Raw genomic sequence first — 16,738 nt, 5'->3', positions numbered from 1 at the left:
GTCGCGGTGGCGATTCCGGCGGCCGACGGACCGGCGCGAAGCTCGCCGACGAGACGGCCGGCCGCGGCCCGGGGTCGTAGTCGGACGCTCCTGCACTCCTCGCCGGCGATCACCCTCGGTTACTGTGCTCACTTCCTGCCGGAAGCCGGCAGGAAGGGGCGCGGAATTCCTTCTGATCTTCCGTCATCCCGGCATTCGGCAACCGTGCAAAGGCTTTTGCCGGACGGTCAGGAAGCCGCAGGCAAAGAGTTCTCAAGGTCCGGCGCCCATACCTGGCAACACCTCATCAAATCATCCGACGCGCGGGGTCCGGCCGCGCGAGCTGTTCCACGACCATGATCGCGGCCACGCTACGGTCCCCTCCGGCAGTCGCATGAGTGTGCGACTGCGTTTCGGTAAGTGCACTTGGAGAGATGCTCGTGCGGGCTTGGCGTATGCAGACGCCTGACGGTGGATCGCGCAGACGGAGACTCAGATGGGTTTCTGCCATCGGCGCAATTTCCATGACTGTCACATTGCCGGGCGTTCCGTCCACCAGCGCGCTGGACGGGGACCAGCGCGGAAAGGTGTGGACACCGCCCAGTACACCGCTTTCTGCACAGAAGTCGGTGAAGGGGAAGGATCTCGAGCCGGGGAAGCCGAGGAAGCCCTCGTACCCCGTGCCGGGTGACTGGCAGCCGGTTCCGCCGGTGGCCGTGCCGATCGGGACGGCCACGGTAGCCCTCCCCGACGGCAAGCCCGTGCAGGCCGGGAAGCTGCCGGTCAAGGTGGCCCGGGTCGATCGCAGCCCGGCAGATCCGGTCGAGGTCGCGGTGGCCGGCAAGGACAAGGGCAAGGCCCTCGGCGTGGCCGGCCCGGTGGTGACCCTGACCGACACGGCCACCGGCGCCAGGACCGGCGCCAGGACCGGTACCCCGGCGCGCAAGCGCGAGGTGAAGGTCGCGCTGGACCTGAAGACCCTCCAGGGCGCGGCCTGGTCCGACCGGGCGCGGCTGGTCGCGCTTCCGGCGTGTGCGCTCACCACTCCGCACCGCGCGGCGTGCCGGAAGCAGACCCCGGTCCCGTCCACCGTCGACCCGAGGACGGGCGTCCTGACGGCCCGGGTCGCGATCCCGGCCTCGGCGGCCCCGGCCCCGGCGGCCCCGGCCCCCGCGGCCGGTGTGCTGCTGGCCCCGGCCGCCGCCGGAGCGGGCGAGTACGTCCAGGCGCCGGCCCCCGCACCCACGGCGATGGTGCTGGCCGCGGCCCCGACCTCCGGTGGCGCTATGGGCGACTACGCCGCCTCGCCGCTGTCCCCGTCGATGGCATGGGGCGCCGGTACGAACATGGGCAACTTCACCTACTCGTACCCGATCCAGGCCCCGGCCGCACTCGGCGGCTCCGCCCCCAAGGTGGCGCTGTCGTACGACTCGTCCAGCGCGGACGGCAAGACGTCGGCCCAGAACGCGCAGGCCTCCTGGATCGGCGAGGGCTGGGGGTACGAGCCCGGGGACCTTGCCCCTGAATCCTGGACACGGGTTATGCGGCTGGCGTCAAAGTAGTTGATGTTGCTTGGGAAGCTGTCTCGTAGGCGATCGGGCTGCGGTGTCCGGGGGACCCTGCGCGACGAACCAGCCCGGGAGGCGCAGTGGCAGCAGATCCTCGTCGACGTGGAGGCAGGCAGGCCACCTCGGTGGGAGAGCGTCTACGCCGGGTTTAAGGCTGCGGTCGACTGGCCCACCGAAGCGCCCGGGCGAGAGCTCGCGGATTTTTTGCCCTGTCGCCAAGGTGGTTCTGACTGGTCGTGAACCGGAAGCCTGGTACGCCAGCTTCGCCCCGACCATCTCGGTCGCAATGGGCACGAAATCCCTTCGGATGGCACCCTGAGCGCAATGGCTGTCTCTGGCATCGCAGGTACGCCTGCGCGGGACCCGCTGGTACGACGAATCGTCGGCGAACGAGTCTTCGGCGGCCGGGCGGACGACAAGGGATGCGTCCCTGCGGTGTACCGGCGTCACGTCGCTGAGGTCGTCGCCGCAGTACCTGCGGACCGCTTGCTGTCGTTCGATCCCGCTGACGGCTGGGGCCCGCTAACCCAGTTCCTCGGGGCCGCAGAGCCGCTGGATGACTATCCCCATGTCAGCCAGCTGCCCGACTTCTGGCGGTTGTGTGTCCGCACATGACCCGAAGTCCCTCAGCGGGAGTCAGTTGATGGTGAGGGTGGCCACGCTGTCGATCCGCGAGACGGTCCCGAGTCCGAGCGTGCAGGCCAGGACGTCAGTGGAGGGGCCGACGAGCTGGTAGACGACCGAGTCGCCGGCGAACAGCCCTGATGTGACTGTGCCCGTGACAGTGGTGGTGATCGTGGCGGCGGCGAGGTTCACGGTCCGGGTGCCGGTCACGACGGACGTCGCACCGTTGTTCCAGGTGAAGCTGAGGGTGGTGGCGGCGGTGTTGAGCAGGGTGAGGCAGGAGTAGGACGGGATGGTGACCTGATGCACCGTCACCGGTGCTGAGTTGATGGCCGGCACGCTCAGCGAGGTGCAGGTGTTCAGGTCCCGGGTGATGGTCACGGTGGTACTGGCCGGGGTGAGGCTGAGCGGCGGCGAGTACGTCGAGGAATCGCTGCTTGGTGCGGTGCAGAGAATGTCCCCCGGTGCGGCCTGCGCCTGTGAGCCGGTCATGAGCGTTCCTGCCGCGAGCGCCAAGGCCCCCAGCAGGCGGATGACAGAGTTCGGCTTCATTGAGAAGCCCCCTTCCTGAAACTTTGATTCTGTTAGGCCACAGCCAGCCTTGACCAGCACTCTCTCTGCCAGAGCTCACCGTGCGTACCGGAGACGTCCGCGGTTCCCTCCCCTCACCCCCGGTGCGCCTTGGCCTTGCACCTGACGCCGACGGCCGTCCAGAGCGGTACGGAATTCGACGCGGGAGGCGGGCGGTTCGGTGGCTGCGGCCGGGCTTCATGAGCTCCACTTATTTCATTCGAGGTGCGGACGAACATGCCACCGGCCATGGAGCCCGTACATAGCCCGTTCGGACCGGCGCACAAGGGAGTAGGACCAGAGCGTCCTCGGCGCACGGAACGGGGTGAGCGCGCTCGAAACGGCGCAATCGGACGACACCTCCATGCGTGATCAGACTCTCACCGGCTGGGATTCGATGCCCCTGTTACGCAGGCTGCACGTGGCGCCCGGGTACGTCGCCCCATACGCGCACCCCTGTTGGCGCTGCTCGCCCGGTTCCCGTGGCCGCCGCAGGGTACGGCCTTCTCTCCATGGCCCCGCATCCCAGCATCGCCATGTCCCGCACGCGGCCGCTACGGCGATCAATACCACGTTGAGGGATCACGAACCGGGGGACATCGAACTCCACGCTCTCTGAGTGGACGTTACTGAGGTTGAACTCGTGATGTCGTGCCGTTGTTCAGGTGGGCCGGATGGTCAGGCCGGTCTCGGCGAGGCAGCCGTCTATGAGGTCGCTGCGGTACTGGATGTGCCGTAGGCCGCGTCGGATGCGCTGGACGAGGTGTTCGGGGGTGCTGAAGGCGACGTTGGAAAGCCAGCCGCGCCGCAGCAGTGACCAGATTCCTTCGACGGGGTTGAGGTCGGGTGCGTAGGGCGGCAGGTAGTAGATGGTCAGCCAGTCCCGGGCCTCGGCGAACTTCCGCAGGTCGGCGGCCTTGTGGACGTTGAGGTTGTCCCAGACGAGGACGATCGGGCCGCCGAGCTGCCGGTGTGCGGCGATCAGCAGATCCCGGTAGTCACGCCAGGAAAAGCTCTTGCGTCCGTCGCGTTGGCCGTCGTCCCGGCGAGGACGGTAGATCAGCCGGGACCTGTGGCCGGGTTTGTAGCAGGTCAGCGCGGCGATGGACACCCGTCTGCGGGAACGACCCCGCACCCGGACCACCGGGGTCCGGCCGCGCTGGGACCAGGTCTTGGCCTGCGGCGGCGTCATGGAGAATCCGGCTTCGTCCTCGAAGACGAGCCAGGCTCCACAGGCCGCCGCGAGTCTTCCGCGCAGGGCCACACCTCCTTGACCCACCCGGCCACCGCGTCGTCATCCCGCTCGATCGCCCGTCGAGCCGGGACCTGGCAGGACCAGCCGTTGCGCACCAGCAGTTTCCGCACGCCCTGGATGGTGTAGGTCAGATGGAAGCGCCGGCCGATCACCGTCTTGATCCGCGCGAAAGGGACATGAATTGCATCAGGCGCGAGAACTCGCCCCTCTGTGATAGGAGCCGCCGGAGCAGGCAGGATCCGTCCGCTCGCCACTCGGGCGAGCCGTCCAGGAGCCCCTTGAACTGCGCCGCAGGACCTCGCGTGACCTGCCAGGACCTCGGTCGTTCTCACCTAATGAACGATTCATTCGCCCTACTCGCGGCGTGTTGGGGGTTGGTGTGGGCGGTTCTTCATGGAACGTGCCGGGGCGGCACCGGCACTGTTCATCATGGGTGGTGCACCGCTGCTGCATCCTGAGTCTCAGGTCTTCGAGGGCATGCTCTCAGGGTGGAGGGACCAGCAGCTGGCCCGAAATCTGAGCAAGGGAACGATCGAGGACCGCCTGTCGGCAGTCCAGCGGTTCCAGCGCTTCACCAACGAGCGGCCGTGGACTTGGCGTCCCGCCGACGTGGAGGAGTACACCTCCCATCTCAGGTGCGACGGTCGGGAACGGTCCCACTCCACCATCCGCGGCTACCACGGCCACGTCCGGTTGTTTCTGGAATACGTCTCCGACCCCCGCTACGAATGGACGGCCGTCAGCGAGCGGCTCTTTGGCACCCATCCGTCGCAGGTGTTCTTCGAGTGGAACACCGCTGTGCACGTGTCCGAGTATGAAGGCCGTCCGGGGCGGCGAGCCCTGACCCAAGGCGGAGCTCCAGCAGTTCTTCGACTACGCCGACGACCAGGTCGCCGCTGCTCGCACGTCGGGCCGCAAGGGCTGGTTGCCAGCGATGCGGGACGCGACCGCGATGAAGGCCACCTACGCGTGGGGACTGCGTCGCCGTGAAGTGATCAAACTGGACCTGGCGGACCTGGGCCACAACCCGCACGCTCCCGAGTTCGGTGACCTCGGCGTCATCTACGTCCGTTGGGGCAAGGCATCGAAGGGTTCAGCACCCAAGCGACGCAGCGTTCTCACGGTCTTCCCGTGGTCGGTCAAAGTCCTTGAGCAGTGGGTCGGCGGCTACCGTGCCCTGTTCGAAACCGCCGCCGGCAGCGGTGCACTCTGGCCGAGCGAACGATCACCACGCCTGGACATGGGTGCACTGGGCGACCGATTCGCCTCCTACCGCGACGCGCTCGGGCTGCCGCAGGAGCTGACCCTGCACTGCCTGCGCCACTCGTACGTGACGCACCTGATCGAGGCCGGATACGACCCCCTGTTCGTCCAACAGCAGGTCGGCCACTCCTACGCCTCCACCACCGCGCTCTACACATCGGTGTCATCGGACTTCCGGACCCGTACGTTGCGCAACGTCCTGGACGGCGCCATCAGCCGCGCGATCAGCGCCGCGACTGGAGAAGGACTCGGATGATCAGGCGGCTGGGCTACCACTGGCACCTGCGGCGAATTATGGCCGCACACAACATCTGGAAAACCACCAAGCTCATCCCGCTGCTGCGCGAACGAGGCGTCAACCTCTCCACCGCGCAGGTCTACCGGCTGGTCACCGACCGGCCCGAGCGCCTGTCCCTACCGGTCCTTGCCGCGCTCTGCGACATCCTCGACTGCTCCCCGGCCGACCTCATCGAGCCCTACGTCGAGGCCGACCGCCGCAAACGCACAGCCGGCGAGGCCGCCGTCATCGAGATCAACTCTGACTTCCGGCCCGAACGCGCCCGCATCATTGAGGACTGAGAGTGCCCGCACCGCGCAAGTACACATCTGACCCGAGCCGTTGGCCGGCCTGCGTCCGCTGCGGCTTCTGCTACCCCGCCAGCCAGCAGTGGCCCGAGGGCACCGTCTGCTACTACTGCGTCCGTGCCGCCCGCAACCGCCAGGGCACCTGCGCCGCATGCGACCACACCGGCATCCTGCCCGGCCTCGATCCGCAAGGCCGTCATGTCTGCGTCCGGTGTTGCGATGTGCCGATCGAAGTCGAATGCAAGCGATGTGGAGAGGAGAACCTGGCCAACGACAACAACGTCTGCTGGCGTTGTCTGCTCTCGGACAGGATCGACAAGCTCCTCGCCGGCCCCGGCGGGGCAATACCCGAGGGTCTTCAACCACTCGCGCAGGCCATCGTCGGGATGCCACGGCCGAACAGCGGGTGGGCATGGATCCACATGAACCGACGCGTGCCTGATCTCCTGCGGGGACTTGCCAGCGGCGACATCGCTCTCAGCCACGAGGCTCTCGACTCCCTGCCCCGGTCCGGGACAGTCGAATACCTACGCGGCCTTCTCGTCACTCATGGGTGCCTGCCCTGGCGCGACGAACATCTCGTCGCCTACGGCCGCTGGCTCGCACCAAAACTCGACGGCATCACCGATGCTGAACAGCGCAAACTCATCGAACGCTATACACGCTGGCACGTCATGCGACGTCTGCGGGACAACTCCCGCCAAGGGCCCGTGACCGCGAACTCGTTCCTGCGCGCCAAGCAGCACACGACCCTCGCCATCCAGTTCCTCCAATGGCTGGCGGATCGGGGGCGACAGCTCCACGAATGCACCCAGCATGATGTCGACGGTTGGTTCGGCGGCGGCACCAGCACCCGCGGTCACGCCAACAACTTCCTGTACTGGGCCATCAAACAGCGGCTGGTCCGCAAGATCGCAGTCCCCTGGCAGCCACACGGCAACGGTCCGCTGGCCAGCGAGAAGAACTACGTCGAAGCACTTCGCGCCCTGCTTCTCCACGAGACCTTGCCCACCGCCCACAGGGCCATCGGCATCATGCTCGTCCTGTTCGGACAACCCGTCTCCAAGATCGTCACTATACGAATGGACGAGTTCCGTGAAAGCCAGGAAGGCTTACAGGTCAAACTCGGCAAGGACTGGACAGATGTCCCGGAGCCTGCCGCCGCAGTGATCCGCTTCCATCTCGCGACGCGTCCTGGCCTCACCACGGCGGCGAATCCGGACTCCCCCTTGGCGTTTCCCGGCCGGATGCCCGGCCGGCCGATGCACGTCTACTCCGTCGCGACGATCCTCCGCGAGAGCGGCATCCCTGCCATGGCCACGCGCTCAAGGGCTTGGATGCAGATGGTCCGCCAGGCCCCGCCGTCCGTCCTTGCTGATGCTCTTGGTATCAGCCCCAAGACTGCAATGCGCTACGCCGAACGTGCCGGAACGGACTACTTGACCTATGCATCCCTGCGCAGGCCTGCGGGCCCCGGCGATGTGTGACCTGTAGGCAGCCAGGGAGGCCCTCGATCATTACGGGCAGTCGTAGCGGTGGGTGAACGGACGCCCAGGGCAAGTGTGACACTCGAACAGATACACACCGCCCAGATCACCCAGCACCAGGCCCGGTCCCTCGGAGGGCGCGTGCCCCTCTTCGATCGGGGTCCAGGCGCGCCGGGATACGGCGTCGGCTTCCGTGCTCTCCACTGTCAGCAGGTGTTCCATTCGACTACCGCATTCGGCACATTCTGGCCACTCTGGGTCCTGGCTCCAGCCGGGGTATCCAACCAGTTTCGTCCCGGGCGCGGTGGAGAGGTGGCTCTGATAGTCCCAGCCTGTCTCCTGATCCAGGTCTAGGAATCGGAACTCCAACTCGTCCCACAGGCCGTCATGAAGATCCCAATAGGGGTACTCCGTCACCAGCTCGGGATGCACCACACACGGGCGCGGGACGTAGTTCTCGCACAGCTCAGCCGGGCTCGGCGGAGTCTCCAGCACCTTCCCGACCGAGCCCGCCGCTCGCCATTGGACATGCGGAACGACCCAGCGGTGGCCGCTGTGCTTCCGCGGGCACCACAGAACTTGAAGTAGATCGCACCCTTCGGGAAACGGGACGATGCCAGGAACGCTGGTGCGGTAGATCTGCACGACCGGCACCATCGGCGAGCCCTCGTGCTCAGGGCACAGCGGCCAGCTCTCATCGGCTGGCCACAGCAGCGGGCCTCCCACCGAGCTGTCTCCGCACGTCGGCTCACCCACACTCGGGTGAAGCCGCACGGTCTCCTTCCGGAGTGGTGCCACCTCAGGAAACAGCTGCTCAACGTCGACTGGTCGCGGCGGTGTATGGCGAGTCACGTCGACAGGCTACGAGACAACGGTCGTGCCGGAACGGGTCGGTCCCCGGCGCTTCACGGAGGTCTCTACTCACCCCTCACGAATAGTCGTCATTACCAACAGCGTCCAGCGTTGATCCTCCCAGCCGTGCGCGGCCGGCCCCTTGGCCAGCTCCGCCTCCAGCTGGGCGAACTGCCTCTCGCTCAGCCTCGGCAGCGATGCCGGCCCCTGTGACCGCAGAGCCCGCGGGCCGCCCTCGTCCCACATCTGCCGCCATCGCTGCACGGAGCGGACGCTGACCCGCAGGTCCTTGGCGATCACCGAGCTCGCCTCGCCCCGGGCGAACCTCTCTGCCTCGTCAGTCGACTACCAGCGCGGCATCCTGTCCGAGCTTTCCTCCATCCTGGAAGCGGCCGTCGACGACAAGCGCCTCGCACGCAACCCTATGCACGCGAAATCCGTGCGGTGGCCCAAGCCGCCACGGGAGCGGCGCGACGCGTGGCCGATGGACACGCCACTGCGCGTCCGCGACGCCATCAGCGAGCGGAACAGGATCGCCGTCGTAGTCGGCCTGGGGTGCGGACTCCGCCAGGGGGAGGTCTTCGGGCTCAGTCCCGAGGACATCGACTATGGGCGCGGCCTGCTGCACATTCGGCGCCAAGTACAGGCGATTCACGGAAGGCTGTACTTCGCCTTGCCGAAGGGGAAGAAGATCCGCACGGTGGATCTGCCCCCTTCGGTAGCCGAGGAACTCAAGCGTCACATCGAAGCGTTCCCGCCGATAGAAGTGGAGCTGCCGTGGGGGAAGCCGGAGGGGGAGAGGAAGAAGTTCTCCCTGCTGCTCACCACGCGCTTCGGCAATGCTGTCGCGGTGAACACATGGAACACCTACACCTGGAAGCCCGCCTTGGCCAAGGCGGGCGTCATCCCGCCGCGCGCCGAGGGGGGCGAAAGCCTGGCAGTGGGCGGCGGCCCCGAAGGACGGCTTCCATGTGCTTCGGCACACCTACGCCTCGATCATGTTGGAAGCCGGAGAGTCCGTCGTCACCCTGGCTCGGTGGCTCGGACACTCCTCGCCTGCGATCACTCTCGGTTACTATGCTCACTTCATGCCGGAGGCCGTCAGCAAGGGGCGCGGCACCATCGACGGTCTGCTTGGGGAGCGCGGGGGATCAGCTTGCTAGCCGAAACTCCCCAGATTCTCCCCAGCGCTGTTGACTCGTGTTCCCGGCCTCTACGCTCCGGAGAAGTCTTCCGTGGATTGCAAGGTTGAAGAGATGGGTGGCCTGGGAACGTGTTGGAAGAGGTCGTAGCGACCCGCTACGTCACGCCTTTGCGTGAGGGTGGTTCGCTCCCCGGGATCGTCGAGGCCGACGATCTCGGCACGTACGTCATGAAGTTCACCGGCGCGGGCCAGGGGCGCAAGACCCTGGTCGCCGAGGTCGTCTGCGGGCAGCTGGCGCGCAGGCTGGGCCTGCGGGTGCCGGAGCTCGTCGCGATCCAGCTGGATCCGGTGATCGGGCTCTCGGAGCCGGACCAGGAGGTGCAGGAGCTGCTGAAGGCGAGCGGCGGGCTGAACCTGGGCATGGACTTCCTGCCGGGGTCGCTGGGGTTCGACCCGCTGGCGTACGAGGTGGATCCGCGGGAAGCGGGCCGGGTCGTCTGGTTCGACGCGGTGATCAACAACGTGGACCGGTCGTGGCGCAACCCGAACATGCTGGTGTGGCACGGGGAGCTGTGGCTGATCGACCACGGGGCCACGATGATCTGGCACCACAACTGGCCGGGCGCCCAGGCGTCGGCCGCGAAGCCGTACGACGCGTCGGACCACGCGCTCGCGCCGTTCTCGCCCGACGTGGCGGCCGCGGCGGCCGAGCTCGCGCCGCTCGTCACCCGGGACCTCCTCGAAGAGGTCGCCGCCGACGTGCCCGACGAGTGGCTGGTCGACGAGCCCGGCTTCGCGAGTGCGGACGAGGTGCGGGCGGCGTACGTCGACGCGCTCCTGCCGCGCGCCGCCACCATCCACGAGCGGATCACGCTCGGCCCCCGCACCGAGAGCCGGCCCCAGCAGCCGCCCGGCTGGCTCGCCGAGCGTCTCGCGCCCCGGCCGCACTCCACCGAGAAGGACAGCACCACGTGACCGACCGCGATGTCTTCGAGTACGCGCTGCTGCGCGTGGTGCCGCGGGTCGAGCGCGGCGAGTGCTTCAACGCGGGCGTGGTCGTCTACTGCCGCGCCCGGTCCTTCGTGGCAGCCCGCACCCATCTGGACGAGGCCAAGCTGACGGTGCTCGACCCGGCGGCCGACGTGACCGGCGTCCGGGCGGCGCTGCGCGCGGTCGAGGGGGTCTGCCTGGGCGGCGATGCGGCGGGCCAGGCGGCGCGCGACGACGCGGGCCGCCGTTTCCGCTGGCTGATCGCCCCGCGCTCCACCGTGGTGCAGCCGGGCCCGGTGCACACGGGGCTCACGGCCGATCCCGAGGCCGAGGTGGAACGTCTGCTCGACCTGCTCGTGCGGTAGCACGGAGGGAGTGACCTGGTGCACCCGGTGGGCCGTTGACACCGGGTGCCAGGGCTTCTAGCGTCTCGTTCTGCGGACGATACTAAGCGGTCGCTCATGTGCGGGACGCAAGGGCGCACGACCGGTTCGGCCGCGACCAGGGACGATCCAAGGGCGAGGAGAACCAAGCATGTCCACCACCGAGCAGCGCGTAGCCGTCGTCACGGGTGCCGCACGGGGCATCGGGGCCGCCACCGCGCTCCGCCTCGCGGCCGAGGGCCGCGCCGTCGCCGTACTCGACCTCGACGAGGCGGCCTGCAAGGACACCGTCGAGAAGATCACCGCCGCCGGCGGCACCGCCCTCGCGGTCGGCTGCGACGTCTCCGACAGCGCGCAGGTGGAGGCCGCCGTCGCGCGGATCGCCGCCGAGCTCGGCGCGCCGACGATCCTCGTCAACAACGCGGGCGTGCTCCGCGACAACCTGCTCTTCAAGATGTCCGAGTCCGACTGGGACCTCGTCATGAACGTGCACCTCAAGGGTGCCTTCCTGATGTCGAAGGCCTGCCAGAAGCACATGGTGGACGCGGGCTTCGGCCGGATCGTGTCGCTCTCCTCCTCGTCGGCGCTCGGCAACCGCGGCCAGGCCAACTACTCGGCCGTCAAGGCCGGTCTGCAGGGCCTCACCAAGACCCTCGCCAAGGAGCTCGGCAAGTTCGGCATCACCGCCAACGCCGTCGCCCCGGGCTTCATCGTCACGGAGATGACCGCGCAGACCGCCGAGCGCGTCGGCATGGGCTTCGAGGACTTCCAGGCCGCCGCCGCCTCGATGATCCCGGTGCAGCGGGTCGGCCGCCCCGAGGACGTCGCCAACGCGATCGCCTTCTTCGCGGGCGACGACGCCGGCTTCGTCTCCGGCCAGGTCATGTACGTGGCCGGCGGCCCGCTCAACTGACGTACCGGCAGCAGCGAGAGGAGTAGGCAGACATGACCGAGAACGCGAGGCCGGAGCTCTCCGGCAAGGTCGCCCTCGTCACCGGCGCGAGCCGGGGCATCGGCTACGGCGTCGCCGAGGCGCTGGTCGCCCGCGGCGACCGGGTCGTCATCACCGGACGCGGCGAGGAGGCCCTCAAGGAGGCCGTCGAGAGGCTCGGCTCCGACCGGGTGATCGGCGTGCCCGGCAAGGCCCACGACGAGGCCCACCAGGCCGCCGCCGTCGAGGCGGCGATGGACGGCTTCGGCCGACTGGACTTCCTGGTCAACAACGCCGGCACGAACCCGGTCTTCGGCCCCATCGCCGATCTGGACCTCGGGGTCGCCCGCAAGGTCTTCGAGACGAACGTGGTCTCCGCGCTCGGCTTCGCCCAGCGCAGCTGGCACGCCTGGCAGAAGGAGCACGGCGGCGCGATCGTGAACATCGCCTCGATCGCCGGCGTATCGGCCTCGCCTTTCATCGGCGCATACGGAATGAGCAAGGCCGCGATGATCAACCTGACCCTGCAATTGGCGCACGAATACGCGCCGCTCGTGCGGGTCAATGCGATTGCCCCGGCCGTCGTGAAGACGAAATTCGCGCAGGCCCTCTATGAGGGCCGGGAAGCGGAGGCGGCCGCCGCTTATCCGCTGGGCCGGCTCGGCGAGCCGGCGGACATCGGGGGTGCCGCCGCCTTCCTGACCTCCCCCCAAGCGGAGTGGATCACCGGCCAGACCCTGGTCGTCGACGGCGGGATTTTCCTGAACGCCGGGGTCGGGTGACCGATAACCGGACACTTTCCGGAATCTAGTGTCCGGATTGACCCCGGTTATACGTTGAATGCCTCAAGTGCCCCGTCGGGCTCAGACATTGACCTGACGGGGTGCTGCGGTATCGTCGGCCGACCCCTGGCTGAACGAGGAGCGTGCACGTGTTCAACCGGACCAGTCTGCAGGCCGCTGCAGCCCTTGTGTCCATATCCCTGGTGTCCGGATGCAGTGTCTTCTCGGACAGTGATTCCGCCGGGGATCAGAGAATCGTCATCGGCACGACGAGCTCTCCCACCACGCTTGATCCGGCCGCCGCCTGGGACAATTCCTGGGAGCTCTTCCGGAATGTCTTCCAAACCCTGGTGGCTTTCCCGACGGGCAGTACGACACCGCAGTCGGACGCCGCCGACTGCAAGTTCTCGGACACCTCCAGCCGGGTCTTCGAATGCAAGCTGATCGAAGGCCTGACGTTCTCCAACGGTCACAAGCTGGACGCCAAGGCCGTCCAGTACTCGATCGAGCGCATCCGCACGATCGACCAGGAGGGCGGCCCCAACGGGATGCTCGGCTCGCTCGACAAGATCGAGACCGTCGGTGACCGCACCGTCGTCTTCCGGCTCAACAAGCCGGACGCCACCTTCCCGTACATCCTCGCCACCCCCGCCATGTCGCTCGTGGACCCGGCCGAGTACCCGGCCGACAAGCTCCGCAAGGACGGCAAGGTCACCGGCTCCGGCCCGTACGTGCTCGACTCGTACGAGGAGCGGAAGTCCGCCGAGCTGACGAAGAACCCCAGCTACAAGGGATTCGCCGACCGCAAGAACGGCGGCGCGACGATCCGGTACTTCGACGACTCCGACGCCATGGTCGCCGCCCTCAGGAAGGACGAGATCGACGCCACCTACCGCGGCCTCACCGCCGAGGAGGTCATCGGTCTCCAGGACGACAAGCCCGAGAACAAGGGCCTCCAGCTCGTCGAGTCCACCGGTGCAGACATCCGCTACCTCGTCTTCAACGCCCAGGACCCCGTGGTCGCCAAGCTCCCCGTCCGCAAGGCGATCGCCCAGCTCGTCGACCGCGACGAGCTGGTGAACAAGGTCTACCAGGGCACCGCCGAGCCGCTGTACTCCATGGTGCCCAAGGGCATCGCGGCTCACACCACCAAGTTCTTCGACCGCTTCGGCTCGCCCAGCACGAGCAAGGCCAAGAAGATCCTCCGCGAGGCCGGCATCACCGAGCCCGTCGAGCTGACCTTCTGGTACACCACCGACCGGTACGGCTCCTCGACGGCCGCCGAGTTCGCCGAGCTCAAGCGGCAGCTCGAGGAGAGCGGCCTCTTCAAGGTCACCATCCAGGGCAAGCCCTGGAAGGAGTTCCAGGAGGGCTACCAGAAGAACCGCTACGCGGTCTTCGGCCGCGGCTGGTTCCCGGACTTCCCGGACCCGGACAACTTCGTCGCCCCGTTCGTGGGCAAGGAGAACGTCCTCGGCACCCCGTACGTGAGCCCCCGGATCACCAACGAGCTCCTCCCGAAGTCCCGCCGCGACAGCGACCGCGGGACCGTCACGGACGAGTTCGTGGAGGCCCAGGAGATCATGGTCCAGGACGTCCGCCTGCTGCCGCTCTGGCAGGGCAAGCTGTACATAGCGGCCGGCGAGGACATCGGCGGCGGCGAGCGCGCGCTCGACCCGCAGACGGTCATGCAGCTCTGGGAGCTGTACCGCAGGGCCAGCTGGTAGGAAGGCCGCCGGGGGCCACTGTCAGTGGCCCCCGGTAGGTTCTCGGACGGAGAAACAGGAACGTCCACCGGAGGTTGTTGACCGTGACCGACACCAGCATGCTGCCCGACTCCTGGCGGGGTGTTCTCGGCGACGAGCTGCAGAAGCCGTACTTCGCACAGCTCACCGAGTTCGTCGAGGAGGAGCGCGCCGCAGGGCCGGTCTTCCCGCCGAAGGACGAGGTCTTCGCCGCCCTCGACGCCACCCCGTACGACAAGGTGAAGGTCCTGATCCTCGGCCAGGACCCCTACCACGGCGAGGGCCAGGGGCACGGGCTCTGCTTCTCGGTCCGGCCCGGCGTGAAGACCCCGCCCTCCCTGCGGAACATCTACAAGGAGATGCAGGCCGAGCTCGGCCACCCGATCCCCGACAACGGCTATCTGATGCCGTGGGCCCAGCAGGGCGTCCTCCTGCTCAACGCCGTGCTGACGGTCCGCTCCGGCGAGGCGAACTCGCACAAGGGCAAGGGGTGGGAGAAGTTCACCGACGCGGTGATCACCGCCGTCGCCTCGCGGCCCGACCCCGCCGTCTTCGTCCTCTGGGGCAACTACGCGCAGAAGAAGCTGCCGCTCATCGACGAGGAGCGGCACGTGGTCGTCAAGGGCGCCCACCCCTCGCCGCTGTCCGCGAAGAAGTTCTTCGGATCGCAGCCCTTCACCCAGATCGACGCGGCCGTCGCGGCCCAGGGACACGAGCCGATCGACTGGCGCATCCCCGACCTCGGCTGAGCCTCGGCCGGATCCGGGCCGGGGACGGCTAGCGTCGTCCCTCCCAGTGGATGAGCGGGTGGAGAGCGCCGTGACCGAGCAGCAGCAGGTGTCGGACGACGGGGTCATGACCAGGATCGGGCAGGCCCTGATGCTGCTCCACGGCGGCGACCGCGAGGAGGCCAGGAACCGCTTCGGACTGCTCTGGCAGCAGATCGGCCCGGACGGGGACCCGCTCCACCGGTGCACCCTCGCGCACTACCTGGCGGACGCCCAGGACGACCCCGACACCGAGCTGGCCTGGGACCTGCGGGCGCTGAGCGCGGCCGAGGGCCTCGTCGGCGAGCGGCTCGCCGCCCACGGCTCGGCCGTCGCGCTGCGGGCGCTCTACCCCTCGCTCCACCTCAACCTCGCCGCCGACTACGTCAAGCTCCAGCGCCCCGACGCCGCACGGGTCCATCTGGACCGGGCCCGCGCGGCCGCGGAGGCCCTGGACGACGACGGCTACGGGAACGGGGTGCGGGCCGCGATCGCACGGCTCGAGCTGCGGCTCCGGGGCAACTGACGCGAGCGGCGGCTCACCGGCCGTACGCGCCGTGGCAGATCCCGGACGGCTCGCCCCTCGGCTCCCAGCCCCCGTACCGCTCGCCCAGGGCGCACACGTCCGCGCGGGAGACACGGGGGCCCTCCGGCAGAGCCGTCAGCTCCGGCAGCTCCGGCAACTCCGGCAGGTCCGCCCCGGCCGCCGGGAGGTGCGGACGCGCCCGCCGCGGGAGTACGGCCTCGGGGTGCGCGGTCTCGGAGCGACGTGGAGCCGCCGCCCTCCGGGCCTCGTCGGGCGGCGGTGCCGTGCGGGGCGCGGCGGACGGAGGGGGAGCGGGGAGCGCCGCTTCGAGCGCGTCGAGGGCCGGGCCCTCGACGATCTGCGGTGCCACCTCCTGGGCGGGGCGTACGGTCTCCGCCGCGGGCGCGGTGACCGGCGCCGTGGGCGGCGCGTCCACCGAGACGCAGCCCGTCAGGGCGGCCACCGCCGCCCCGACCAGGATCTTCGCTGTGGTTCGGGTTCCATGCACCCGCGCAACTCTGGTGCCCCGGTGGCGATCTTCGTACCCCTACCGGTGGGGAATGCCCCGCACGGGTGCCGTGACGGGCCCGGCCTTGACCTCGCGGGCCCGGTCTTGACCGGCGGGCCCGGTTGCGACCGGCCCCCGGCCGCGACCGGCCCCCCGGCCGCGCGCGGACCTCGCTGGTGTGCGGCTGCCCGTGCGTCCGCGCGATCGGCCGGGCGTCCCCCGGTCAGTCGCCGGTCGCGCCGTCGATCCGCTCCCGGATCAGGTCCGCGTGGCCGTTGTGGCGGGCGTACTCCTCGATCATGTGGAGGTAGATCCAGCGGAGGTTGAAGGGCTCTCCGGTGCGGTGCTCGCCGAGGGCGAGGTCGTCGAGGCCGCGGCCGGCGGCCAGGGTGCGGGCCCGGGCGATCTCGCCCTGCCAGGTGGCGTAGGCCTCCTCGTACGTGTCCTCGTCCGCGGCGTGGATGTCCCGGTCGCGGTCCTCCTCGGTCGAGTAGATCCAGGCCGCCTCCTCGCCGGCCAGGACCCGGCGGAACCAGCCGCGCTCGACCTCGGCCATGTGGCGCACCAGACCGAGGAGGTTGAGGTCCGACGGGGGAGCGGAGGGGGTGCGCAGCTGGGAGTCGTCGAGCCCCTCGCACTTCTGCGCGAGGGTGGCGCGGTGGAAGTCCAGCCATTGCTCCAGGGCCTCCCGCTCGCCCGAGGTGGTGGACGGGTCGACGCGGGGAGCGGTTTCGGTGCGTTCGGTGGTCATGCCGGGCATCGTCCCCCATGATCGCGGA

22 protein-coding genes and 1 pseudogene are annotated in these 16,738 nt (G+C 68.7%); 15 read left to right on the top strand and 8 right to left on the bottom strand.

The features are described from left to right. Positions 1-286: 286 nt before the first annotated feature. On the bottom strand, positions 287-715 hold the full coding sequence (locus tag ACIQFX_RS23105; protein ID WP_402466402.1) for a hypothetical protein: 429 nt from the start codon (positions 713-715) through the stop codon (positions 287-289). On the opposite strand from ACIQFX_RS23105, the gene ACIQFX_RS23100 reads away from it, so the two are divergent. From ACIQFX_RS23100 to ACIQFX_RS23090, 3 genes are read left to right on the top strand one after another with little or no spacing between them, the layout of a single operon-like run. Further along, positions 696-1,541 (top strand): hypothetical protein, encoded by an 846-nt coding sequence (locus tag ACIQFX_RS23100; RefSeq protein WP_402466399.1) that lies wholly within the window; start codon positions 696-698, stop codon positions 1,539-1,541. The genes ACIQFX_RS23105 and ACIQFX_RS23100 overlap by 20 nt on opposite strands. A gap of 43 nt (positions 1,542-1,584) precedes the next feature. Then, the gene (locus ACIQFX_RS23095; RefSeq protein WP_402466397.1) at positions 1,585-1,866 is read left to right on the top strand and encodes a sulfotransferase; all 282 of its coding nucleotides are present in this window, start codon (positions 1,585-1,587) and stop codon (positions 1,864-1,866) included. Between the two features lie 5 nt (positions 1,867-1,871). Beyond that, positions 1,872-2,162 carry a sulfotransferase gene (locus ACIQFX_RS23090; RefSeq protein ID WP_402466395.1) on the top strand — a complete coding sequence of 97 codons (291 nt, stop codon included), beginning with the start codon at positions 1,872-1,874 and terminating at the stop codon, positions 2,160-2,162. Positions 2,163-2,183: 21 nt separating this feature from the next. Here the strand turns inward: ACIQFX_RS23090 and ACIQFX_RS23085 are convergent, their stop codons facing one another. The 3 genes and pseudogenes from ACIQFX_RS23085 to ACIQFX_RS23075 all read right to left on the bottom strand — a co-directional run. Next, positions 2,184-2,663 (bottom strand): hypothetical protein, encoded by a 480-nt coding sequence (locus ACIQFX_RS23085; RefSeq protein WP_402466393.1) that lies wholly within the window; start codon positions 2,661-2,663, stop codon positions 2,184-2,186. A 739-nt stretch (positions 2,664-3,402) separates the two neighbouring features. Beyond that, positions 3,403-3,933: a transposase gene (locus tag ACIQFX_RS23080; protein WP_402466390.1), complete on the bottom strand. Its 531-nt coding sequence runs from the start codon at positions 3,931-3,933 to the stop codon at positions 3,403-3,405. Next, positions 3,930-4,163 (bottom strand): annotated as a pseudogene (locus ACIQFX_RS23075) (winged helix-turn-helix domain-containing protein); the annotation flags it as partial. The gene ACIQFX_RS23080 and the pseudogene ACIQFX_RS23075, both read right to left, overlap by 4 nt. Positions 4,164-4,389: 226 nt before the next feature. Here ACIQFX_RS23075 and ACIQFX_RS23070 point away from each other — a divergent pair. Genes ACIQFX_RS23070 through ACIQFX_RS23055 form a run of 4 tightly spaced genes read left to right on the top strand, consistent with a single transcriptional unit; the run spans position 4,390 to position 7,331 of the window. After that, on the top strand, positions 4,390-4,986 hold the full coding sequence (locus tag ACIQFX_RS23070; protein WP_402466388.1) for a phage integrase N-terminal SAM-like domain-containing protein: 597 nt from the start codon (positions 4,390-4,392) through the stop codon (positions 4,984-4,986). After that, complete coding sequence (locus ACIQFX_RS23065) at positions 4,949-5,515, top strand: tyrosine-type recombinase/integrase (protein WP_402466385.1); 567 nt, start codon at positions 4,949-4,951, stop codon at positions 5,513-5,515. Before ACIQFX_RS23070 ends, ACIQFX_RS23065 begins: the two co-directional genes overlap by 38 nt. Beyond that, entirely contained in the window at positions 5,512-5,838 is a 327-nt protein-coding gene (locus ACIQFX_RS23060; RefSeq protein ID WP_402466382.1) for a helix-turn-helix domain-containing protein, read from the top strand. Before ACIQFX_RS23065 ends, ACIQFX_RS23060 begins: the two co-directional genes overlap by 4 nt. A 2-nt stretch (positions 5,839-5,840) precedes the next feature. Beyond that, positions 5,841-7,331: a hypothetical protein gene (locus tag ACIQFX_RS23055; protein ID WP_402466379.1), complete on the top strand. Its 1,491-nt coding sequence runs from the start codon at positions 5,841-5,843 to the stop codon at positions 7,329-7,331. Positions 7,332-7,361: 30 nt separating this feature from the next. Here the strand turns inward: ACIQFX_RS23055 and ACIQFX_RS23050 are convergent, their stop codons facing one another. Beyond that, a complete protein-coding gene (locus tag ACIQFX_RS23050; protein ID WP_402466376.1) occupies positions 7,362-7,976 on the bottom strand; it encodes a hypothetical protein in 615 nt (204 codons plus the stop codon). A gap of 276 nt (positions 7,977-8,252) precedes the next feature. Continuing rightward, positions 8,253-8,483, bottom strand: a complete 231-nt coding sequence (locus tag ACIQFX_RS23045; protein ID WP_402466374.1) for a helix-turn-helix domain-containing protein — start codon at positions 8,481-8,483, stop codon at positions 8,253-8,255. A 698-nt stretch (positions 8,484-9,181) separates the two neighbouring features. Between ACIQFX_RS23045 and ACIQFX_RS23040 the strand changes: the two genes are divergently transcribed. The 8 genes from ACIQFX_RS23040 (at position 9,182) to ACIQFX_RS23005 (ending at position 15,451) form a co-directional block, all read left to right on the top strand. Next, positions 9,182-9,346: an integrase gene (locus ACIQFX_RS23040; protein ID WP_402466553.1), complete on the top strand. Its 165-nt coding sequence runs from the start codon at positions 9,182-9,184 to the stop codon at positions 9,344-9,346. 110 nt (positions 9,347-9,456) lie between these two features. Next, on the top strand, positions 9,457-10,302 hold the full coding sequence (locus tag ACIQFX_RS23035) for a HipA family kinase (RefSeq protein ID WP_402466371.1): 846 nt from the start codon (positions 9,457-9,459) through the stop codon (positions 10,300-10,302). Next, positions 10,299-10,682: a DUF3037 domain-containing protein gene (locus ACIQFX_RS23030; protein ID WP_030686313.1), complete on the top strand. Its 384-nt coding sequence runs from the start codon at positions 10,299-10,301 to the stop codon at positions 10,680-10,682. Before ACIQFX_RS23035 ends, ACIQFX_RS23030 begins: the two co-directional genes overlap by 4 nt. Before the next feature lie 169 nt (positions 10,683-10,851). Then, positions 10,852-11,613: a 3-oxoacyl-ACP reductase FabG gene (gene fabG, locus ACIQFX_RS23025; RefSeq protein WP_141298368.1), complete on the top strand. Its 762-nt coding sequence runs from the start codon at positions 10,852-10,854 to the stop codon at positions 11,611-11,613. 32 nt (positions 11,614-11,645) lie between these two features. Further along, positions 11,646-12,413, top strand: a complete 768-nt coding sequence (locus tag ACIQFX_RS23020) for an SDR family oxidoreductase (RefSeq protein ID WP_402466367.1) — start codon at positions 11,646-11,648, stop codon at positions 12,411-12,413. A 149-nt stretch (positions 12,414-12,562) separates the two neighbouring features. Further along, on the top strand, positions 12,563-14,140 hold the full coding sequence (locus tag ACIQFX_RS23015) for an ABC transporter substrate-binding protein (RefSeq protein WP_402466364.1): 1,578 nt from the start codon (positions 12,563-12,565) through the stop codon (positions 14,138-14,140). An 83-nt stretch (positions 14,141-14,223) separates the two neighbouring features. Continuing rightward, entirely contained in the window at positions 14,224-14,907 is a 684-nt protein-coding gene (gene ung / locus ACIQFX_RS23010) for a uracil-DNA glycosylase (protein WP_376485561.1), read from the top strand. A 70-nt stretch (positions 14,908-14,977) separates the two neighbouring features. Further along, positions 14,978-15,451, top strand: a complete 474-nt coding sequence (locus ACIQFX_RS23005) for a hypothetical protein (RefSeq protein WP_402466362.1) — start codon at positions 14,978-14,980, stop codon at positions 15,449-15,451. Between the two features lie 13 nt (positions 15,452-15,464). On the opposite strand, the gene ACIQFX_RS23000 is transcribed toward ACIQFX_RS23005, so the two are convergent. Both ACIQFX_RS23000 and ACIQFX_RS22995 read right to left on the bottom strand, forming a co-directional pair. Beyond that, positions 15,465-15,959, bottom strand: coding sequence for a hypothetical protein (locus tag ACIQFX_RS23000; RefSeq protein ID WP_402466359.1), 495 nt, complete (start codon positions 15,957-15,959; stop codon positions 15,465-15,467). Between the two features lie 223 nt (positions 15,960-16,182). Next, positions 16,183-16,710, bottom strand: coding sequence for a DinB family protein (locus ACIQFX_RS22995; protein WP_402466356.1), 528 nt, complete (start codon positions 16,708-16,710; stop codon positions 16,183-16,185). Positions 16,711-16,738 lie beyond the last annotated feature (28 nt).

Source organism: Streptomyces sp. NPDC093089, assembly GCF_044754405.1.
Classification (GTDB): domain Bacteria; phylum Actinomycetota; class Actinomycetes; order Streptomycetales; family Streptomycetaceae; genus Streptomyces.
Note: the sequence above shows the minus strand (reverse complement) of the source record. Positions and strands in the feature narration are given on the sequence as shown.